Here is a 21,464-nt window from a genome sequence, read left to right on the forward strand (position 1 = left end):
TTTCATCGCTTAGATGAAGTTTATGATGCTTAAAATTTACCTTGCTCAATCAGATAAAATAAATTTTAAGTATAGCAGTAATCTTTCTTTTACGATATATAGATACGTGTATATAACTTTTCATGTTGCATACAACGGATATCTTGTGCGATACAACAATTACCGATTAAATCCTCTTCCAACGCTGGTTGCGCGATAACCAACTTATTGATTAATGGCTGCAACTTAAACAGAATCTGTTGTGCATCCATTTGACTAATAGGGACCAGTTTCGCGCAGTTGGTCATAATACCATTGAGTGAATTGTAATAAAAAGCACTCAATGCATCTGAATAACTAATCCCTTGCGCATGTGCAAACATGGCAAATGCCATCGCGTAATGCCCATGCAATTCTTGTGTATTTATTGCTTTTAAATAAGCTGAACAACGTTTAACCGGCTGCAATTTTTCAGTCAGCTTCAAGAAGCGTATTCCTAATTTTTTACTTGCATCCCGAATTTCATAAGGCGCTTTAAAGGCCGTGATCAAGGCATCTAATTCAGCTACCTTCTTCTTTGTTGCCTTTGTTTCGCATAATTGCCAAGTCTTATGAAAAAAGGCCGCATCGTTGTAATAGAAGCTATGTTCCAATAAAGTCTGCGCGTACTCTTTGGCAGTTTTCGAGTCGTGTACAAGACCTTTGGTTATATAGGTTTCCAATCCATAGGAATGTGTGAATCCTCCAATCGGAAAAACGGAATCATTGATCTGCATCAATGTCAACAATGGATTCATATGTAAATTATTTGTTTTTTAATGGTCATATGGAATATCCAGATTACTTTGTTCTATCACTCCTGCTAGCAATCGCCTGATCATACTTTGTGGTCATTAGATTTATGTAGCTACAATATGGATATTTCATATTATATCTCCTTTGCTAGTGTGATTTTATTTTGCACTACGGCATACTGATGTATGCGCAATGTATGCGTGCGTTCGATTACCCGCGACTCTTTCGTTGGTGTAAATCCCGCCCGCAGTAATTGTTCCCACAGCGGATTTTCGTAGGCCGCTATGATTTCATGATCTTTGTTGATAAAAACAGGGATATGCTTATTGCCTATTTCTAAACATATTCTTGCCATATCCAATACATTTTTTGGTCGTACAACCAAACAAGGACAGGGCAATATTCGGACAACGATACGGAGTTCCTCTGTTTCAAACAGAATATCACCATCGAACAAGGAGTCTTCACCCAGATTTTTAAATCCGATCTCTCGGCCCTGAACGGTAAATCCCCGAATGACACGTCGCTCGGTATCAAACCATTCAAGCTCTAAAAAATCAAGTTCCGCAGCATCCTGCTCCTTGCCATCTGCCCAAATATTGCCTTTAATGTCTCTTGCTAAAATCATATATGCTGAATTAGAACAGGAAGTAACGTTGTGCCATTGGAAGCTCTTTTAATGGCTCACAAGTAGCTAAAACACCATCCACTGTTACTTCATACGTTTCTGGATTGACCACGATATTTGGTGTGGCATGATTATGTACCATATCCTTTTTCATCACTGTACGACAGCCTTCTACTGGCAAACATTTACGTGATAAATTCAATTTTTGGATATTTCCATTCTCTATGGATACTTTTGAAACGAAGTTGAAACACAATTTTGACACTGCTTTACCATAGTTTCCGAACATCGGTCTGTAGATGATAGGCTGTGGTGTAGGGATAGAAGCATTCGCATCGCCCATTTTCGCACCTAGGATCATACCTCCTTTGATAATCAACTCTGGCTTCACACCAAACAACTCTGGCTTCCACAAGATCAAATCGGCATATTTACCTGTCTCAATAGATCCGATATATTTATCAATACCATGCGCTTTTGCAGGGTTGATTGTAAATTTGGACACATAACGTTTTACACGGAAGTTGTCATTATCTTTACCCTTATCTTCAGCCAAAGGACCACGTTGTATCTTCATTTTATGTGCCGTCTGGAATGTACGCGAGATAACTTCACCTACACGTCCCATCGCCTGACTATCCGAACTCATAATAGAGAATACACCCATATCTTGAAGAATATCTTCAGCAGCGATCGTTTGTGGACGGATACGTGAATCTGCAAAGGCAACATCTTCTTTCACATTTTTATCCAAGTGATGGCAGACCATTAACATATCAAGATGCTCTTCTGCGGTATTCACTGTAAACGGTTTTGTCGGGTTGGTAGATGCAGGGAGAATGTTTGGATACATCGCAATTTTGATGATATCAGGTGCGTGTCCACCACCAGCTCCTTCTGTATGGAACGTGTGGATAACACGACCGTCGATTGCGGCAACCGTATCTTCTAAGAAACCAGCTTCATTCAATGTATCCGTGTGTATAGCCACTTGTACGTCGTACTTATCAGCAACTTTTAACGCGGCATCGATAGTCGCAGGCGTAGCCCCCCAGTCCTCATGGATTTTCACTCCTAATGCACCGGCTTCAATTTGCTCTTCGATCGGCTTGGTTGTCGAAACGTTACCTTTACCGAAGAAACCAACGTTGATCGGTAAGTTTTCAAACGCTTCAAACATACGCTCGATATACCATTTACCCGAAGTAACAGTTGTTGCCAGGGTACCATCTGCTGGACCGGCACCACCGCCGATAAATGTAGTTACACCTGAGTATAATGCAGTTTCGATCTGTTGTGGTGATATAAAGTGAATGTGTGTATCAATACCGCCAGCAGTAAGGATATAACCCGCACCACCGTGTACTTCGGTAGAAGCTCCGATAATCATTCCTTCGGTTACACCATCCTGTACATCAGGGTTACCTGCCTTTCCTATTCCAACAATTTTACCATCCTTGATACCGACATCAGCTTTCACAATACCCCAGTGGTCAATAATGATTACATTGGTAATACAGAAGTCTAAAACACCCTCATCGCGCAGGGCACGGGCAGATTGCCCCATCCCATCACGGATCGTTTTACCACCACCGAATTTATTTTCTTCGCCATATACGTTGAAATCTTTTTCAATTTCAATAAACAACTCCGTATCAGCTAAACGCACCTTATCACCCGTTGTCGGGCCAAAAAGAGCAGCATATTTTTCTCTAGGGATATAAAGCTCCCCATCAATATATTTAACAGATGATTTGTCTAAACCTAGTTTATCTAAACCAAGCGCATGTAGACCAACGGTAGATCCCAATGTCGTGAGTCCTACCACCTTAATCCATTCGCGTCTATTCCATCCTCCCATTCTATATTATTTAGATTGTCTGAATTTTAATTTTTTCATTTTCTCAACAGCTTTTGACTTGACATTTTGGTCAGTATACTTACCATTTGTCAATCCATTGAAACCGTGAATTTCTTTGCTTCCTCCAAATTCAACCAGTACAACAGACTTCTGTTCACCTGGTTCAAACCGTACCGCTGTACTTGCAGGAATATTCAAGCGCATACCAAATGCTTTTTCGCGGTCAAACGAAAGCAATTTGTTCGCTTCAAAAAAATGATAGTGCGAACCTACCTGAATCGGTCTATCGCCTTCATTTTTTACAACAAGGCTAGTGGTTCTACGCCCCACGTTAGCTTTGATTTCTTCTTTTTTTAAAATGTATTCTCCTGGAATCATATGATTAAGATTTATTAACGAATAGGATCATGAACTGTTACCAACTTGGTACCGTCCGGAAAAGTAACCTCAATCTGCACATCATGGATCATCTCAGGGACACCTTCCATCACCTGGCTTCTTTTCAATAAGGTCGTACCATAAGACATTAAGTCCGCAACAGACCGACCATCTCTTGCTTCCTCCATAATCTGAGCACTGATATAGGCAATACATTCAGGGTAATTTAGTTTCACCCCGCGCTTTAGTCGCTTTGCTGCCAATTCTCCTGCTAAATGCAATAGCAGCTTTTCTGTTTCTCTTGGTGTTAAACGCATAAAAAATAATTATTTGTTATTTTGTTAAAGGAATTATTACAAGACCGGAATTGTAAAATATGCTCCGAAGGCAACACGGTTATATTGACTCTTACCCATATCCATATGCCCCTTGTAGTTTACTGTATTACCTACATAACCAAGGTAAAATCGCAAATCCTGATTATGAAAAGGCTTATGTTGTAGGGTCGCAAAGTAGGTCCAGTTTTGACGGAAATTTTCACCAACTTGATCGTCATCTCTCGATCCAGCAGTCTCATAACCACCTTTCAGAGCTACCTCCCATTTTTCACTTAAAAATTGATCATACCGTACAATTGCCGAAGCGTAATTGACATCCTTTGCCAAAACGCGTCCTGTCCCCGTACGTCCATAAAAGTCATTGATTGCCGATGATGCAATCAAGGCATGGTCAACACCTAGATAAGAATATTGCAGGTCTAAATAGACCATTTGCTTCGGCGTTTTAAACTTGTTTGCCAAAGAGATGGAATGATTGGTATGCCCCTTCGCAAACTGAGAGATATTATAGGACCATTTCGTATTGATTTTTTTATCCATAAAGGCTCCTACCCAAGTAAAGTAAGCACCCATTGGCACATCAGATCGCTCCAGATCACCTACTGCAAAACCATTTTTGGTATGCACATCCATAAAACTATCGTTTGTCGTATTATAAACTTGTGCATGTAAGGAATGATTAGGGTTAACTTCATAGGACAATGTTCCCCCGACCACAAATAAATTCAGGATACGGTCAACATAATCCGTGAATTTATACTCGTAAATAGGATTATTTTCAAACTCGTAGCTACCCACAATAGCACTCTGCTTACCCGCTGTGACGGACCATTTCAGATCCTTTCCAAACTTATATTTGATATAGGCCATATCCAATGCCCTTGATCCATTGTCCTGACTGGTTGGTGCAAATGATCTATTCAGACGAAAACGTACTTTATAGGAAAGCTGATCATTGTAATCACCGCTCATCAAGATGCGGGCATCGTCCAGATTTGCTTTTGCCTGACCAGAGCCATCGCTGTTATCAGCTTGCAGACCTGCACGCAGCAAAACATCCAATTGAAATGATTTTGCCCTAGCTGGTTCCTTTGACAATAAACTACTTCTGGATAATAAGCTATTTCTTTCTGCTGGAATGGAATCTGTTGGAGCCTGTTCCTGCGCATGTAATGTCGCAATGCCCAAACCCAACGTTGTAATAAGTGAAAGTGTTTTTTTCATCCGTATAACTTGCTTTTTGTTGGTGATGAAGCTATCAGATTTATTCCTTTATAGGTTTGAATAAATCGTGATGGTTTCATATGATATACCTATCTCTGGTACAAGTATATCACGGCAAATTAAAAATGGAATAAGGATGAGATTAAAATGAGATTAGAAAGCAATTTTAGGCAGCGTAACAACAACCTGGGTACCTTGCCCTTCTGCAGAATAAAGGTTGAGCTCGGCACCATGGAGATCGAAGATATTCTTGGCTAAAACAAGCCCCAGGCCATTTCCATAGATATCCCCGACATTGGAAGCACGATAAAACGAAGTAAAAATATGAGGCTGATCTTTCTGCGGGATTCCGATCCCTTTATCAAATACTTTAATTGTAATATTTCGGTCATCACAGCTAATAGCGACCTGGACCTGCTCCCCATTACCATATTTATAGGCATTGGAGATAATATTGCTAAATGCAATATAGAATAGATCAGGATTAGCAAACACGGTTAACTCATCGCTATCCTCAGGGATTTGAGTAAGATCAAATGACAACCTAAAATCTTTATGGATGCTTCGTTCAGCCTTATAAATTTCATAGAGCAATTCGTCAATGCGAATGAGCACTTTATTATCTACCTCTCCTTTAAAGCCCATACGGGATAATTGAAGGAGATTATTAATAATGAGTTCCATCTTATCCGCATACTTGGAAATCGTCTCCAATGAATAGTAGGCTTCGTGTTCTTTGGGGATTAGATTTCGTGCAAGTTCGGCCTCACCACCAATAATTGTTAAAGGAGTCTTTAATGAATGGGATGCATTTCCAATAAAACTCTGTTGCGACTGTACAGAAATATCCAAACGACTGAGCATCGAGTTGAGGTTAGCAATTAATACCCCTAGCTCATCTTTAGCATTGCTGAATTTACTGGATAGTCTATAGTCCAGATTAGCAATATCCACTTTCCCCAAATCACTGTTAATATCTTTTATAGGCTTTAGTAGTCGATCTGCAAAATAAAATGACATGAGGATAATCAATAGAATTGCTAAGAATCCACCTGTAATCAAGGTACGATCCAATTGTCGTTGTTCATCATGGCCATATTCATCAACTCCTTCTGACACAACAATTAAATTATCGTGATGAAGTTGATCTTTAAAAAATACCGCTACGAATGCGGTTTCATTATGCATGTACCTACCCTTGCCGTACCGCAGCACATCTTTATAGAAGCTCATGGGCATAGGTAAATTGGGTTTAAAACGGATACTGTCACTGCCTTTTACCACACGGAGCAAATGATCTGTTCCTTCAGATAGTTGTTTGAGGTATTTACGTTTTACTTGAATATAGAGTTCCTTGTTTTCTTCCTTCTGGTTGACAATATGGTCACCTACGATGACCGCGTTTTCTTCCAACCGGTGAAAAAACTTGGTCTGCAAACTATCATAGGTAAAATAAGAGACATACAAGGCAAAGACAACAAGCAGAAGCGTGCTGATAATAGAAAATAAGAGTACAATCTTGGTCCTAATTTTCATGACGGATAACATAGCCCATACCAATAACCGTATGGATCAGTTTACGGGCAAATTGTTTGTCAATTTTTTTACGCAAATAATTGACATAAACATCCACAACATTGGTACTTAAATCGACATCCATACCCCACACTTCCTCCAAGATGTCTATTCGTGTCAATACTTTATTCCGATTGAGCATCAAGAATTCCAATAAGCGGAATTCGGTGGCTGTAAGTATGATCGGAGATTCCCCACGTTGAACAGATTTACTATCCCGATCCAATTGCAGGTCATCAAATGTCAAGACATTCTTTTGTTCGGTCACCGTTTTGGACTTGCGGCTATAGCGATTTATACGCGCCTTTAGTTCCTCCAGGCGAAACGGTTTGGTCAGGTAATCATCCGCATCACGTTCAAAAGCTTCCACAATATCTTCGGTTTGATTCAATGCAGTAAGGATAATAATCGGCACTTCATTATTGGACATCCGGATGTTTTTGCATACATCAAGACCATTCATGCCGGGAAGCATGACATCCAACAAGATGAGGTCATAATGATTTAATCCGGCCATTTTTAGACCTGTATAGCCATCCATTGCAATGCTAATGTTATAGCCTTCTTCCTTTAGCCCTCTTTCTATCAAGGATATGACCGACGGTTCGTCTTCTATAAGCAGTAGTTCCACAGATATTGTTTTAAAAAGTAAATTTAAGGTTTGTAAAATACGAAAATATCACCGCACGTCTCACCTAAGCTACTGAATGTCATGAAATTCACAAATTCTTGACTTTTATATGATATTTTCAGGATGATAGAAACGCACTTATTATGTTCCCGTCTACTAGCATCACCTATTTTACAAAATGGCATTTGAATACAATAATATCAAAATTTCTGCATGATTTTTCCCAATCGACAAAAGATTATTTCACAAACCAACCAAATTTCAATACTTTCGTATTCTAATTCGTATTTCCAATGAAACATTTTTTCCTTTGCATAGCCTTTTTCACATTAGTTTTTGCTAAAACCAGTCTGGCTCAACAAAAGGTCTTTAAAATAACCTATCAATTTGCCGATCCCGAAACAGGTACAGATACATCAGCTTCTGAATTTATCAAAATTTTGGCCGGAAACGGAGAAGCATTGATGCACGCCTATATTTGCAAGGATCAAATGCGTGTAGAGAGTTTGCTGTTTGTAAAATCCATACAGATTAGCAACATCAAAGACGAGACTTCTTATCTGATCGACGAAAACAGCAAAACATATACTTCAACGGATCTTGCTACCGGTAAGCTTATTGAAACATCAGCGGGTGGAGATTATGCGTACTCGAGTGATTTTGAAATGAGCTTAATTCCGAATGAAAAGAAAATTATCGCAGGATTGTCCTGTAAAAAAGCAACATTTAATCTAGCAGGTAGTAAAGATAAACAAACCGAAATCACAGTCTGGTATGCGGAAAATTTACCAAAACTATACTGGGGAACCTACGATTACCTAGAAAAGGTACCCGGAGCAGCGCTATCTATCGGTGCCGAGGGTTTAGGAATCCAAGCGACGAAAGTTGAAGAGGTCCCTTACGAAACGGCATTATTCGAAATTCCGGAAGGTTATGAAGAAGGAGAAGCAGAAGAAACTGCGACCGACTCTGCACTAAATGATCATTTGTCCTGGTATCAAGATCCCAATACTGAATTTTTTGGCGTACAGGATAGCTTAGGCAATAAACTCACGCCAGCAAAATATGCTTCCATCTATGCGTATGTTGGTGATTATGCCATCGTCACCGATGCAGCTCAAATGTTTGGCCTGATCGACTTACAGGGAAAAGAAGTTATCCCCTGTCAATACGAATCGTTGAGTTTAGATACGGAAGGGGCACCATTAGTATTTATGAAAGATCAGAAATATGGTCTGTTGGATAACAGCGGTAAGCTATTGCTCGCTGCCAAATATGATTTCATCTCTGTCCCAAGTTTAAGCCATGCCTTATACAACGAAGGAGACTTTACTGGTGTACTCGATCTAAAAGGGAACGTATTGATTCCTGCGAAATACGAAACTATCTCAGAGTATCGCGACAATCTAGCACTGATTGTTGAAAATCTAACCTATCAGTTAGTTGACAAATCCGGCAAAAAATTATTACCTACAGGTCAGGAATATTTATCTTTTGCTGGTGAGAAATTATTATTGGTTTTTAAAGACAACACGTATGGATATCTTGACTACAGTGGCAAAGTGGTCATTCCTTTTAAATTCCAGAATGCACAACCCTTTGAAAATGGATTAGCCTTGGTCAGCGAAGACCTTGAGAATTTTTACTATATTAATGCAAAAGGAAAGTTTATAAAAAAGTATGAAGAGTAATCCACAAACATTCTATCTTTCAACATTGCATCGCGGGAAATACATGTTTATTCTATTGACCTCGATTCTATTGATAGGGATAGGCATGTCGAAAGTTCCGATTCAAGAAATTTATAAGATCATCATCGCTCTTTTGATGGTTCCCCTTGCACTGTATTTGGCGATCAAGTGTTCTACACTGGATTCCACATGGCGGTTGGATGAAGATACACTCACCGTCAGCAATTCAAAAAAAACAGTTGAATTCCCCTTGAGCAACATTTCACATATTCGAAATCTCAGACGCTCCGGCGGCAATTTGATTATTATAAACCAAAACAAAGGTTCCGCTTTTCGTACCTGGCGTAATAAATTATTTCAGAAAGAAGATGATCTGCCCCTATTGACCCAAGCACTCAAAGAGGCTAATATTGAGTATTACGATATGTAATAACATACATTCCACGGTAACATTTGTTACCGTTTTTTGTAATAGCGGTATGTACCTTTGTCATATAAATTAAGAACAAGCTATGTTATTGGAATACATCAAACAACCATGGCCTTGGTATATTTCGGGGCCCTTAATTGCATTAGTCATGTACTTATTGCTAAAACAAGGAAAAGATTTCGGTATGTCGAATAATCTGCGGACGATGTGTACGGTATTAGGTGCCGGTAAATCATCCTCTTTTTTTCGCTTCGACTGGAAGACGCAATCCTGGAACCTTCTTGTGGTACTCGGAACCGCCATTGGAGGATTCATTGCCCATTACTTCTTAAGCGACGGCTCTGCTGCGCAAATCAATGCAAAAAGTGTCGCTGATTTAAAGGAACTAGGCATAATAGATCAACTACAGGGCTATCTTCCCGAATCGATCTTTATTTTTAATGGCTCTTGGTTTCAGTTTTTAATACTGAGCATTGGCGGACTATTGATCGGTTTCGGGACAAGATATGCCGGAGGCTGCTCGTCCGGACACGCCATCTCAGGACTCAGCAATTTTCAGCTTCCCTCTTTAATCGCTGTCATTGGCTTTTTTATAGGTGGCATCATCATGGTTCACTTCTTATTTCCTTTAATCTTCGCATAAATGAAAGCAGTAAAATTTATATTGATCGGGATCTTATTTGGGATCATTTTATACAAATCAGAAGCCGCTTCATGGTATCGCATTTATGAGATGTTTCAGTTCCGCTCCTTCCACATGTATGGCATGATCGGTACGGCGCTCGCAACAGCGATTATCATTGTACAAATTATCAAACGGAAACAGATTAAAGACAGCAATGGCATGCAGATCGCATTTCAGGCGAAAGACAAAAGTATCACACGCTATCTCGTCGGTGGTACCATTTTCGGGCTGGGCTGGGCATTATCAGGAGCCTGTCCGGGGCCTATGTTTGCATTGATCGGTTCAGGCTATTGGACATTGGGCATTGTACTGATCTTCGCTATCCTGGGGACATGGATCTATGGTTTAATTAGACACAAGCTGCCTCATTAAGCCGAGAATAGATGATCATGAGTCTGTGGGTATAACGATAGCATTTGATTTAACAAAAATGGAACTACTATTTATAATTGGCTTTTTATTGGCGATATTGGTTGGGCTATCAATGGGTTTGATGGGGAGTGGCGGCAGTATTTTAACTCTACCGATCTTCGTCTACCTATTTCATATTGAGCCCCAATATGCGCTTGATTATTCCCTGTTTTCCATTGGAATACTGGCCATAATCGGCTCAATTAAACCCCTGACCAGAGGCGAAATAGATTTAAAAACCACGGCGTTCTTTTTGGTTCCGTCTTTACTATCGGTCTACTTGACCAAGCGCCACCTGTTGGCTGCCATACCAACGCAATTTCATCTTGCGGAAATAGCGGTCTCCAGAAATCACGTTATTATGCTGCTGTTTTCGATTGTCATCCTGATTTCCGCACTGGCAATGATCCGCAGAAGGAAACAGGTCGAAATACCAGCTGTCACGATGCATATTGGTCAAGTCCTCAAAATAATTATCGCGGGTCTACTTGTGGGTGTCATGACAGGACTTGTCGGTGCCGGTGGCGGCTTTATTATTGTACCGTCGTTGGTGCTCCTTTTGGGAATTCCATTAAAACAGGCTATCGCAACATCGCTATTTATCATTGGGTTAAACGCCTCCTTTGGTCTGGTTGCAAACTACCAGCTATTGAACCACATGAATTGGCCGATATTGCTTACTTTTACGCTAATCACTTTAATAGGCCTTCAGATTGGTTCCAAATGGAAAGACAAATTGGAGGTGGTACGACTACAGGGGATCTTTGGTTATTTCCTGATCAGTATCGGTATCCTAATTCTTACTTTCGAAATCATTCAATTCGTAAATCACTAAAAATCATATATTATGTTTTTTCAACACATTTTCGAGTCATCTTTAGCACATTCAAGTTATTTAATTGGCTGTCAGGCCAAGGGTGTTGCCATGGTAATTGACCCCAAAAGAGATGTCGACACTTATTTAGAGATTGCAGCAAAAAACAATTTAAAAATTACACATATTGCCGAAACACATATCCATGCTGATTATCTCTCCGGAACATTGGAATTAGCTGAACTAACAGGCGCCCAATGTTACCTTTCCGACGAAGGAGGCGAGGATTGGCAATATGAGTTTCCCCATATCGGATTAAAAGACGGTGATCAGATCCATCTTGGAAATCTAATTTTCAAGGTGCTCCATACCCCTGGACATACGCCTGAGAGTCTTAGTTTTGTTTTAATTGATACGCCAGCAACAATGGATCCGGTGATGATATTTACAGGTGATTTTGTATTTGTTGGAGATATTGGCCGTCCAGATCTTTTGGAGAATGCCGCTGGCCTCATTGGTACCAAGGAAGTCGGTGCACAGCAGATGTTTAAGTCTTTACAGCATTTTTTGACCTTACCAGATTATATCCAGGTGTGGCCTGCTCATGGTGCTGGATCAGCATGTGGCAAAGCATTGGGTGCTGTACCTAGTTCAACGGTTGGTTATGAACGGATACGCAACTGGGCGTTTCAATATCAAAATAATGAAAGTGATTTTGTTGCGGAACTTTTAGAAGGACAGCCTGAGCCGCCGCGCTATTTTGCCATGATGAAGAAACTCAACAAAATCATGCGTCCGCTACAGACAAGCGTACCTCAGTATCCCAAGCTTTCGATGGAAGAGTTCACCAGACTGTATCAGTCAGGTACCACGGTCATCGATACTCGACATAAATTTGATTTTGCAAAAGGTTATCTTCCCAACAGCATCAACATACAACATAATCGGACATTCAACACCTGGGCCGGCTGGATATTGGATTACACAAAACCATTTATTCTTATCATAGATGAAAACGAACAGGACGAAATTGCACGTAAATTAATGCGCATAGGTCTTGACAATGTTGTCGGCTATATTACAGTCGAAGCCATTCCACAATTGGGAATTCCTTTGGAACAACAACAGCTTATCGGATTTCAGGAAATGAATGATGTCCTTGACAATCCCAACGTTCAGATTCTGGATGTCAGGAATACAGCCGAATTTACGGCAGGACATCTACCACATGCCACACATCTCTTTGTTGGAACAATTGAAGACAATCTATACAAAATTGATCGCACAAAAGAATTATACCTGCATTGTCAATCTGGAGACCGGGCGACAATTGCAGCTTCGATCTTAGCTAAAAATGGAATTAAAGACATTAAAATATATAGTGCGTCCATCAATGACTGGAAAGCAAAAGGTGGTCTATTAGTTAAATAGCCTGTTAAATAAAATAGCTCCAGAAATAAATCCCGGAGCTATTTTATTTTCACATAATCACAGTCATTCAGCTGCTTCTACAAGCTATTCCTGTTAATTCGAAGGAATTCAATAACCTCATCTTTCTTTTCCTCCATCTTCCCTTTCTTCTCCACGAATTGATGATTATAGATGGTCAGGTATTGATGGTCATCGGTATCCGATTCGTACACTTCTGCCGTTGCAAAAGAAAAATGCTCTTCTTCATCAGAAAGATGATCGTAGACATAGGCAAAATCATGATTGGCCAATGTGTTCGCCGTAGCGTCTTTGTCTTCAACAAACTTTAATCGCCCCGGTAAAATCCGTTTGTTCATCCAGATCTCGTCTTTCTCTGAAAAAGGATAAATGGTAATACCCCGGAAAGCCATAATAATAGGTGTAATCAGAATGATTGCCATTTCAATTCCCCATACGGCCCAAAGCATCCCTCCTGACACAGTTGATTTCTTCAAGCTAAATGTACCAACCTCATTTAAGCCCTGTAATGCCTCCCAGATAAAAGAGGGGTGCATAAAAAATGCTTTAAAGCCTTCCAGGCTAAAAGAAGATTTCACCCAGGTGTCTCCACCCATGGTACCTTCAGCATTATACATCAACGAAACAAACAGCGCCCACTGTGCATAAAAACCAACTATAGCAACGATCAGTGTGATGATAATCGCAACACCTTTGTTCCTGAGCTTCCATTGTTTGAAACAAAAATTAAGCAGATAAAACAGTCCTGCTCCAAATCCAAGTGTGATAAAGACATTGAAATAGACAATCGGAATAAACCACTGTAAGGCGATATAGACAATTGCCAAGATAATTGATCCTACAATACCCAACACAAGCGAGCCGATTAATGCGAAAGCAGGCACCTTCCCCGAAGGCTTATAATACAGATTTTCCATAAATTTATTTGTAATATTTGGTAACTCATCAGATAAATTTTCTAACCAAAACCAAGCCAATTATTAATAATCAAATCACTTTTCGTCAAGATTTGATGACATTTATCTGGATTGGGCTGATTAATCGGCATTTCTTGAGACAATTTTGTAAGTTTGGAACATGAAAATCAAAATATTGTCCTTTCTAGCGCTTATATGTGTCATAAATATTGGAGGACAGGAAGTAAAGGCCCAGAGAAAAGGATTCTGGCAGCAGAAGGTTGACTATACAATGGATGTCAACGTAGATGAAAAAGCTTATCAATATGATGGAAAAATGGCTTTGAAATATAGCAACAATTCAGGCCAATCCTTAAAAAAAGTCTATTTTCATTTATATTTTAACGCATTCCAACCAGGATCAATGATGGATTACCGGTTGAAAAATATCAGTGATCCAGATAAACGGATGGTATCAAATATTGGCACCAAAGAAAAACCAATATTGCAAAGCCGTATCGAAACGTTACAACCAAACCAGATCGGTTACCAAAAAATAAAAAGCCTCAGCATGAATGGGGCCAATACAAGCTATAAGATTGATGGTACCATACTAGAGGTCACCCTGCCCACTGCGATCCAGGACGGGGAAACAGCTAATTTTAATATAGAGTGGACCGCACAGGTACCTGAACAGATCCGGAGGTCAGGCCGCAATTCGGCAGAAGGCGTGGCGCTTTCTATGGCACAATGGTATCCGAAGATGGCACAGTTTGATGAATTCGGTTGGCATCTCGATGAATATATCGGCCGTGAGTTTATAGCTCCTTTCGGCAACTTTGACGTCACAATACACCTCAACAAGAATTATGTTGTCGGTGCATCAGGTGTTCTTCAAAATCCAGATGAGGTAAAAGGCTATCAGGCAAAAGCCAAGGTAAAAGCCAGCAATGGTAAGGCTACATGGCATTACAAAGCCCAAAATATTCACGATTTCGTTTGGGCTGCAGATCCCAAATTTGTTGTAGACTCTGCAGCTAGCAAAAATGGAATCAAAGTGTATACTGTTTACCTTCCTACTGACAAAGAGGTTATTTCAAATTGGAAGACAGCCTTGGGTCTATCTACCGAATTTTTTGATTTTTGCAGTGCTAAGTTTGGTACGTACCCATGGCCGACTTACACCATCATCCAAGGCGGTGACGGTGGTATGGAATATGGCACAGCAACCTTGATTACTGGAGGCCGTAATCTGAAAAGCCTTGTTGGTGTAATTTTTCACGAGTCTGCTCACTCCTGGTATCAACATTTATTTGGAATCAATGAAACAGTAGATGAGTGGTTTGATGAAGGATTTACTTCCTACGTGGAAGAATTGGCCATGCAGCATCTCTTCGAAAAACGGGGCGCCATTGCATCGAATCCCCTTATCGATGCCTATCGAGCTTATTATAAATTAGCACTTTCAGGCAAGGAAGAGCCGATGAGCCTGCTTGCGGATTATTACAATACGAATTATGGGTACAGTAATGAGGCTTACAATAAGGGTGCTGTGCTAGCGGAGCAATTAGGCTATATTATCGGTCAGGAAAATCTAGAGAAAACCTTTTTGAAATTCTACGACATCTGGAAATTCAAACATCCGACACCGAATGATTTCAAACGCGTTGCAGAGGATGTATCCGGAATAAACCTGAAGTGGTATTTCAATTTGTTCATCAATACGACACGCCAAATTGATTATGCAATTGGCAAGGTAACCGATTCAGAAATTCAACTGCTCAATAAATCAAACTTTGCGATGCCACTCGATATACTTGTAGAATATCAAGATGGAAGCAAAGAGCTATTTTACATCCCTTTACGTGAAATGCGCGGTGAAAAACCAGAGGAAAATTTTGAAATCTATAAGGGTATAAAACGCACGATATTGAAGGATTGGTTCTGGACAAACCCTGAATATAAAATTTCAGTCAATAAGGCTCCAAAAACAATCACAATAGATCCATCGCTTCGACTTGCGGATGTAGAATCAGCGAACAATAGCCTCACACGCTAATTCAAATGCTGAAAAAATAAGCATCTATAAACAGATGCTGTTCCTTTGATGAGATCATAAAAATCATAAAGAGCTGTATCATACTAAAAATTTGATACAGCTCTTTTATTATACCTCCAACGGAATGACCATATTCCAGGTCCGTTCAAACTGATAAGATTCAGTCCCATCTCCTGTAGCTGCAAAAAGATGTGTCGGTTTTCCATTTTCAAATAGTAAAAATGGCCGTTCAAAATTGGCTTGATGGCTGACAGTACCATCATTCCAACGGATCGTCTTGGAATAAGCTTTGACGGCTTTTGACAGATGCCAATCGATTCCATCTTTCGAATATGCATGGATGCCGCCGCCCTCTTCCCCACAGATTTTGCCATAGCGGTCTTTCATAATCAATTCAAAATGCTGACCATTATGCCATACGAAAGGATCTTCCACATCATTTTCATGATTTTGATCAGTATGGAAAGAAAAAATAGGTTTATCAGACAAACGAAGATATGGCCCCAAGAACGAATCAGCTTGCGCCGCACCCAATAGCAAAGGGGGATTGTAATTCACAGGTGATGATTTATAGATCAGATACACCTTTCCATCGGGCAAAACAACCGGAGAAGGATTGGATGTTATGGAAGCGTCCCACTCGCCTTGCCTCGGATTCAAAATGGGCTGATCGACGCGCTTCCAAGGACCTGATATCGACTTTGAATAGGCCATTCCAATACGTTTATGCATCCAGGCCCTCTGTCCCAAACCCGATTCCCAAACATTCTCGGAATAACCAGGATTGGGCTCCTCATAATTGTTTCCAAAATAATAAAGTACATAATAGTCACCGTTTTTAACGATCCGGGGATTGTGGGTTGTACAACCATCAAAATACTTTTTCCCACGGGCAGGCAATACCACCTCAACAAATTCGTAAGGTCCCTCGGGTGTATCAGCAATCGCACGCACGACTTCCGAGTTGGTCACCCAATTACCAAAGCCATATTTTTTGCTCCAACGTGATGCAAACATATGATATCTACCATCTTCTCCCTTAATCACTGAAGGATCCCATATCCAATAATCTGCCATGGCAAATCCACCTCCTTTTGGTGCTGGGAGCAACTTATCGATAAATGCTTCTTCATACCGATTATCCACCGCAAATCCTTGCTGTGAAAGCAATAGCATACTCGATGCACCAATGACATTTTTCAGAAAGTCACGACGGGAAGATATTTTCATAAGATTGGTTTTTTGATTATGTAAAATGAATCTGACCATCAAGATAGAAAATAACTCCTTTGTTGTCAAACTCTTTATCTCCTATTTTTAAAAGACTATTTCCAAAAATAACCCCATTCAACATCGAGATGACATAACACTGGCTGTTGCTCGCCAATAAAAAATATCCAAGAGGATAGGGGAAACGGCTCCCCAAATGGAAGAAAAAATATGAATAAACGCCGAATTTACACCAGTCTTGGTATATTTGTGCCCATGATTTACATCCATATCCCATTCTGCAAACAGGCTTGCCATTATTGTGATTTCCATTTCAGTACTTCACTGCAATACAAGACCGAAATGGTTAACGCCCTTTTGCGAGAAATCGAACTTAGGTCTCCCTATTTGGAAGACAGAAAAGTTGAATCCATCTATTTTGGTGGTGGGACACCCTCCCTGTTGGAGGCGGACGAAATCTCAAGGATCATTGATGCTGTTGCCAAACAATTTGACATAAGTGATCAGGCTGAAATTACGTTGGAAGCCAATCCAGATGACCTCAATGCCGCAAAAGTGAATGCATTAAGATCAACTCCCGTGAATAGGTTCAGTATAGGGGTACAGTCTTTTTTTGAGGAAGATCTGAAATGGATGAATCGGGCACATACCAGACAGGAAGCATCCGCAGCAATCATGCGTGTACAGGATGCAGGATTTGAGAATATCACCTGTGATCTTATTTATGGCTACCCCTTGTTGACCGATGAAAAATGGCGCTACAATATGCAACAACTGATCGATTTTGCGATCCCCCATATTTCTTCCTATTCAATGACTGTGGAAGCTAAAACAGCACTAGATCATTTCATCAAGAAGGGCATGAGTCCGGCCATTGATTCAGATCAGGCGGCCGATCAGATGAATCTGCTGATCGAAACATTGAAAGGTGCGGGTTATGAACAATATGAAATTTCCAATTTTGCTAAAAATGGTTTATATGCATGTCATAATACAAACTATTGGAAAGGCAAACATTATCTAGGTATCGGCCCTTCAGCCCATTCATTCAATGGTCATTCCAGATCTTGGAATATCGCCAATAATGCCAAGTATATCGGTTCCATACAGACCAACCAGCTTCCCTTGGAGATCGAGCATCTATCTGTTCGCGATCAGATTAACGAGTTTATTATGACCTCACTGCGCACCATGTGGGGGCTTGATCTGGAGCAGTTAGAAAAGAATTTTGATTACTCCGTTAGAAGCAAAATAATGGAAGATGCCGCACCATTTCTCGAGCAGCAACAATTAATTTTAGACGATAATAAATTAAGATTAACAGATTCTGGCAAACTAATGGCGGACCATATCATGTCCGAATTATTTATTATTGAAAATTAACAACAAAATAGTCTAAAAAATTATCAAAACAGCAATAGTAAGCGTATTTTTATTTCAATAATTACGAAAATGAAAATCAAATCACTTTTTTAGCGCTGTTTATACTATGTTTGCAACATAATCTATTATAAAAATATTATGTTACATAGCCCTTCTTTTGATTTAGAAATCAAAAGTTACAGAGAGCAGCAGAATGCAGCTGTTGAACTGATTCAAATCATTAGTAATCTTTGGTATAACCAGGCCGTTGAGTTCGTTCTGTTCAGAGAGCAGCTTGTTGATGAAAAAGTAAGTGTGATTCTCAACCACCTCCGGGAAAGCACTATCCTTACCGGCAATATACTGACCATATTTGATCTATTGAATGTCGCTCGTGTATTGGAAAAATCAAATCTGGCTCCCGCTCGAATTGATATCGGTAAACTTGCGATCAAAGCCACAAACGACCAGATCAATGTGGAGGATTTGTCTTCTTTTATTTTCAATGAATTACAGGGAATCGCCGAATCGCAGGAATTAACACCCCGCGATGTTGTGCTCTATGGTTTCGGTCGTATTGGTCGCCTGCTCGCACGCGAACTCATTAATAAATCGGGTTCTGGCAAGCAACTTCGTCTACGGGCAATAGTCACCAGAGACCCCAATGATGCCAAATCATTGTTAAAAAGAGCTGCTCTCCTGAAAAGCGATTCTATACACGGCGAATTTGAGGGTGAAGTTTATACAGACCCTGAAAAAAATGCGCTAATTATTAATGGTATCACAGTCAACGTCATCTCTGCTAAGCAACCTGAAGATATTGATTATACCGCATACGGCATCAATAATGCATTGGTTATTGATAATACAGGTGCCTTTCGTGATGAAAAAGAACTTGCACGCCATTTAACCTCTAAAGGCGCTTCGCAAGTATTGTTGACGGCACCTGGCAAAGGTGTACCCAACATTGTTTACGGTGTAAACGAAAGCACGATAGATCTGGAAAAACATGCTATTTTTTCCGCAGCCTCCTGTACCACAAACGCTATTGCGCCAGTTTTGGCCGTCCTCGAAGAGAAAATAGGTATCTTGAAAGGCCATATAGAAACGATCCATTCCTATACAAATGATCAAAATCTGGTGGATAATATGCATAAAAAATCCAGAAGAGGTCGTGCTGCGGCCTTGAACATGGTCATTACGGAGACTGGGGCCGGCAGTGCTGTTTCAAAAGTACTCCCGACATTAACAGGCAAACTCACTTCCAACGCAATCCGGGTACCTGTCCCTAATGGGTCATTAGCAATATTAAATTTAGAATTGACCTCCGCCATAGCTTTGGAACAAATAAACACACTCTTAAAAACGAGTGCATTACAAGGCAATCTTGTCGAACAGATTAAATTTTCAAGCAATGATGAGCTTGTATCTACCGATATTATAGGTACAACAGCTGCTGCTGTCGTTGATGGACCAGCAACCATCGTTTCAGCTGATGGTAAAAATATTGTGCTCTATGTGTGGTATGATAATGAGTATGGCTATTCCCATCAAGTTATGCGTTTATCGCGGCATATTGCAGGTGTAAGAAGATATACGTACTATTAAAATCTCATTTTCAATATAAAAATAGGGTATCCGATCATTTTGGATACCCTATTTTTCTTTAATGTCGTTCGTCTACGCTTAACGTCTCTTTTTCAGCTATTCAATTCCCAGCTAGTTTGCTTTTATCTTTGGAGCAGCTTTCTTTATATTTTTATAAATTGGCATTCTTCAAATATTTCATGATAATGGGTGTTGCTCCCGCTTTTTGCTGTACATATTGGCGGGCGGATTTCGCTGCCTCCACACGTTTTGATTGATCCTGTAATCGTTCAAAGGCATCCAGAAGCCCCTTACTATCCGCAAATGAAAAGCCTCCCCCCTGTTCAATCAGATCTTTCGCTTCCTGAAATTTCTTAAAATTGGAACCAAACAAGACAGGCATTCCATAGGTTGCCGCTTCCAGTGTATTATGTATCCCTACACCAAATCCGCCGCCGATATAGGCGACCTGACCATAACCATACAAAGAAGACAAAAGTCCAATATTGTCTATGATTAATACCTTTGCTTCCGTTAAAGTTGCCCTGTCATATTCCGTCATTTTTGAAAAACGAAGCGCCGCAGGCCACAGATTTAATATGCTGACAATATGTCCCTCATTGATCTCGTGTGGCGCTAAAATCAGCTTATATTCTTGAAACCGTTGGAGCAGTTCTTTCAATAATTTCTCATCCTCAGGCCAGGTGCTCCCAGCCACCAAAACAGGAGCTGTTTCCACAAAATCCGCTATCAGCGGTATTTCTTTTCGAACCTTAGGCAGGTCAATCACACGATCAAAACGTGTATCGCCTGCTAATCCCGCATTTCTAATTCCATATTCTTTCAACAAACGCACGCTTTCCTCATTCTGAACAAAGAAATATGTCACAAAGCCCAGAATTTTCAGAAAAAAAGTACCATAAGCCTGAAAGAAAATCTGTTCCGGTCTGAAAATTGCCGAAACAAGAAATAATGGGATAGACCTGCTGTGTAAGCCTTCAAAATAATAATACCAATACTCATATTTTGTAAAGACTGCAAATGAGGGATTGATCAGGTCTAAAAACAACCGTGCATTCTGGGCCGTGTCATAAGGTAAATAGAAAACATGATCCGCCAGATTGGTATTCTTTCTGATCTCATAGCCTGAAGGAGAATAAAATGTTACAATGATTTTATGGTCTAAATAATTATTTTTCACGGCCTCCAAAACAGGTCTTCCCTGCTCAAATTCGCCCAATGAAGCGAAGTGAAACCAGATATGTTTTTGGCTAGAGTCAACCGATTGTTTCATCCGCAAATACCAGTCTTTTCGCCCTGTTACCATAAGGCGCGCTTTGGCATGAAAAGGGGCCAAAATACGCAATAAGAGTCCATAAAGAAAGATTCCAATTGAATAAAGCAAACGCATGTTGTTAAAATAATGTTTATCTTAGTCAAA

The 21,464-nt window shown here is 40.2% G+C and carries 20 protein-coding genes; 9 read left to right on the forward strand and 11 right to left on the reverse strand.

The window, feature by feature from the left end:
* Window positions 1-89: 89 nt before the first annotated feature.
* The 8 genes from DFQ12_RS25410 to DFQ12_RS25445 all read right to left on the reverse strand — a co-directional run bounded on the left by DFQ12_RS25410 (window position 90) and on the right by DFQ12_RS25445 (window position 7,409).
* Entirely contained in the window at window positions 90-776 is a 687-nt protein-coding gene (locus DFQ12_RS25410; RefSeq protein WP_120261828.1) for an urease accessory protein UreF, read from the reverse strand.
* Window positions 777-907: 131 nt separating this feature from the next.
* Window positions 908-1,402 carry an urease accessory protein UreE gene (locus DFQ12_RS25415; protein WP_120261829.1) on the reverse strand — a complete coding sequence of 165 codons (495 nt, stop codon included), beginning with the start codon at window positions 1,400-1,402 and terminating at the stop codon, window positions 908-910.
* A gap of 10 nt (window positions 1,403-1,412) precedes the next feature.
* Entirely contained in the window at window positions 1,413-3,263 is a 1,851-nt protein-coding gene (ureC, locus tag DFQ12_RS25420) for an urease subunit alpha (protein ID WP_120261830.1), read from the reverse strand.
* A gap of 6 nt (window positions 3,264-3,269) precedes the next feature.
* Complete coding sequence (ureB, locus tag DFQ12_RS28425; RefSeq protein WP_120261831.1) at window positions 3,270-3,641, reverse strand: urease subunit beta; 372 nt, start codon at window positions 3,639-3,641, stop codon at window positions 3,270-3,272.
* Between the two features lie 14 nt (window positions 3,642-3,655).
* Window positions 3,656-3,958, reverse strand: a complete 303-nt coding sequence (gene ureA / locus DFQ12_RS25430) for an urease subunit gamma (protein ID WP_046674789.1) — start codon at window positions 3,956-3,958, stop codon at window positions 3,656-3,658.
* Window positions 3,959-3,994: 36 nt separating this feature from the next.
* Window positions 3,995-5,203 (reverse strand): porin, encoded by a 1,209-nt coding sequence (locus tag DFQ12_RS25435; RefSeq protein WP_120261832.1) that lies wholly within the window; start codon window positions 5,201-5,203, stop codon window positions 3,995-3,997.
* Window positions 5,204-5,356: 153 nt separating this feature from the next.
* Complete coding sequence (locus DFQ12_RS25440; protein WP_167457350.1) at window positions 5,357-6,739, reverse strand: sensor histidine kinase; 1,383 nt, start codon at window positions 6,737-6,739, stop codon at window positions 5,357-5,359.
* Window positions 6,729-7,409: a response regulator transcription factor gene (locus DFQ12_RS25445; RefSeq protein ID WP_077438218.1), complete on the reverse strand. Its 681-nt coding sequence runs from the start codon at window positions 7,407-7,409 to the stop codon at window positions 6,729-6,731. Before DFQ12_RS25445 ends, DFQ12_RS25440 begins: the two co-directional genes overlap by 11 nt.
* A gap of 293 nt (window positions 7,410-7,702) precedes the next feature.
* Between DFQ12_RS25445 and DFQ12_RS25450 the strand changes: the two genes are divergently transcribed.
* The 6 genes from DFQ12_RS25450 to DFQ12_RS25475 all read left to right on the forward strand — a co-directional run bounded on the left by DFQ12_RS25450 (window position 7,703) and on the right by DFQ12_RS25475 (window position 12,871).
* Entirely contained in the window at window positions 7,703-9,100 is a 1,398-nt protein-coding gene (locus DFQ12_RS25450; protein ID WP_120261834.1) for a WG repeat-containing protein, read from the forward strand.
* The gene (locus DFQ12_RS25455; protein ID WP_120261835.1) at window positions 9,090-9,530 is read left to right on the forward strand and encodes a hypothetical protein; all 441 of its coding nucleotides are present in this window, start codon (window positions 9,090-9,092) and stop codon (window positions 9,528-9,530) included. The genes DFQ12_RS25450 and DFQ12_RS25455 overlap by 11 nt, the downstream gene beginning before the upstream one ends.
* Before the next feature lie 148 nt (window positions 9,531-9,678).
* Entirely contained in the window at window positions 9,679-10,173 is a 495-nt protein-coding gene (locus DFQ12_RS25460; RefSeq protein ID WP_244211851.1) for a YeeE/YedE family protein, read from the forward strand.
* On the forward strand, window positions 10,174-10,587 hold the full coding sequence (locus tag DFQ12_RS25465; protein ID WP_120261836.1) for a DUF6691 family protein: 414 nt from the start codon (window positions 10,174-10,176) through the stop codon (window positions 10,585-10,587).
* A gap of 58 nt (window positions 10,588-10,645) precedes the next feature.
* Window positions 10,646-11,461 (forward strand): sulfite exporter TauE/SafE family protein, encoded by an 816-nt coding sequence (locus DFQ12_RS25470; RefSeq protein ID WP_120261837.1) that lies wholly within the window; start codon window positions 10,646-10,648, stop codon window positions 11,459-11,461.
* Between the two features lie 12 nt (window positions 11,462-11,473).
* On the forward strand, window positions 11,474-12,871 hold the full coding sequence (locus tag DFQ12_RS25475) for an MBL fold metallo-hydrolase (RefSeq protein ID WP_120261838.1): 1,398 nt from the start codon (window positions 11,474-11,476) through the stop codon (window positions 12,869-12,871).
* Between the two features lie 77 nt (window positions 12,872-12,948).
* On the opposite strand, the gene DFQ12_RS25480 is transcribed toward DFQ12_RS25475, so the two are convergent.
* Window positions 12,949-13,806: a hypothetical protein gene (locus DFQ12_RS25480; protein WP_147420476.1), complete on the reverse strand. Its 858-nt coding sequence runs from the start codon at window positions 13,804-13,806 to the stop codon at window positions 12,949-12,951.
* Window positions 13,807-13,966: 160 nt separating this feature from the next.
* On the opposite strand from DFQ12_RS25480, the gene DFQ12_RS25485 reads away from it, so the two are divergent.
* The gene (locus tag DFQ12_RS25485; protein WP_120261840.1) at window positions 13,967-15,844 is read left to right on the forward strand and encodes a M1 family metallopeptidase; all 1,878 of its coding nucleotides are present in this window, start codon (window positions 13,967-13,969) and stop codon (window positions 15,842-15,844) included.
* A gap of 108 nt (window positions 15,845-15,952) precedes the next feature.
* Here the strand turns inward: DFQ12_RS25485 and DFQ12_RS25490 are convergent, their stop codons facing one another.
* Window positions 15,953-17,074, reverse strand: coding sequence for a glycoside hydrolase family protein (locus DFQ12_RS25490; protein WP_208642621.1), 1,122 nt, complete (start codon window positions 17,072-17,074; stop codon window positions 15,953-15,955).
* A 210-nt stretch (window positions 17,075-17,284) separates the two neighbouring features.
* Here DFQ12_RS25490 and hemW point away from each other — a divergent pair, with 210 nt between their 5' ends.
* Both hemW and DFQ12_RS25500 read left to right on the forward strand, forming a co-directional pair.
* Window positions 17,285-18,457: a radical SAM family heme chaperone HemW gene (gene hemW / locus DFQ12_RS25495; RefSeq protein ID WP_244211852.1), complete on the forward strand. Its 1,173-nt coding sequence runs from the start codon at window positions 17,285-17,287 to the stop codon at window positions 18,455-18,457.
* A gap of 138 nt (window positions 18,458-18,595) precedes the next feature.
* Window positions 18,596-20,044, forward strand: a complete 1,449-nt coding sequence (locus DFQ12_RS25500; RefSeq protein WP_120261842.1) for a glyceraldehyde-3-phosphate dehydrogenase — start codon at window positions 18,596-18,598, stop codon at window positions 20,042-20,044.
* 151 nt (window positions 20,045-20,195) lie between these two features.
* Here DFQ12_RS25500 and DFQ12_RS25505 read toward each other — a convergent pair whose 3' ends face one another.
* Window positions 20,196-21,434 carry a 3-deoxy-D-manno-octulosonic acid transferase gene (locus tag DFQ12_RS25505; protein WP_120261843.1) on the reverse strand — a complete coding sequence of 413 codons (1,239 nt, stop codon included), beginning with the start codon at window positions 21,432-21,434 and terminating at the stop codon, window positions 20,196-20,198.
* Between the last annotated feature and the right edge of the window lie 30 nt (window positions 21,435-21,464).

The sequence above is a fragment of the Sphingobacterium detergens genome (genome assembly GCF_003610355.1).
Lineage (GTDB): Bacteria > Bacteroidota > Bacteroidia > Sphingobacteriales > Sphingobacteriaceae > Sphingobacterium > Sphingobacterium detergens.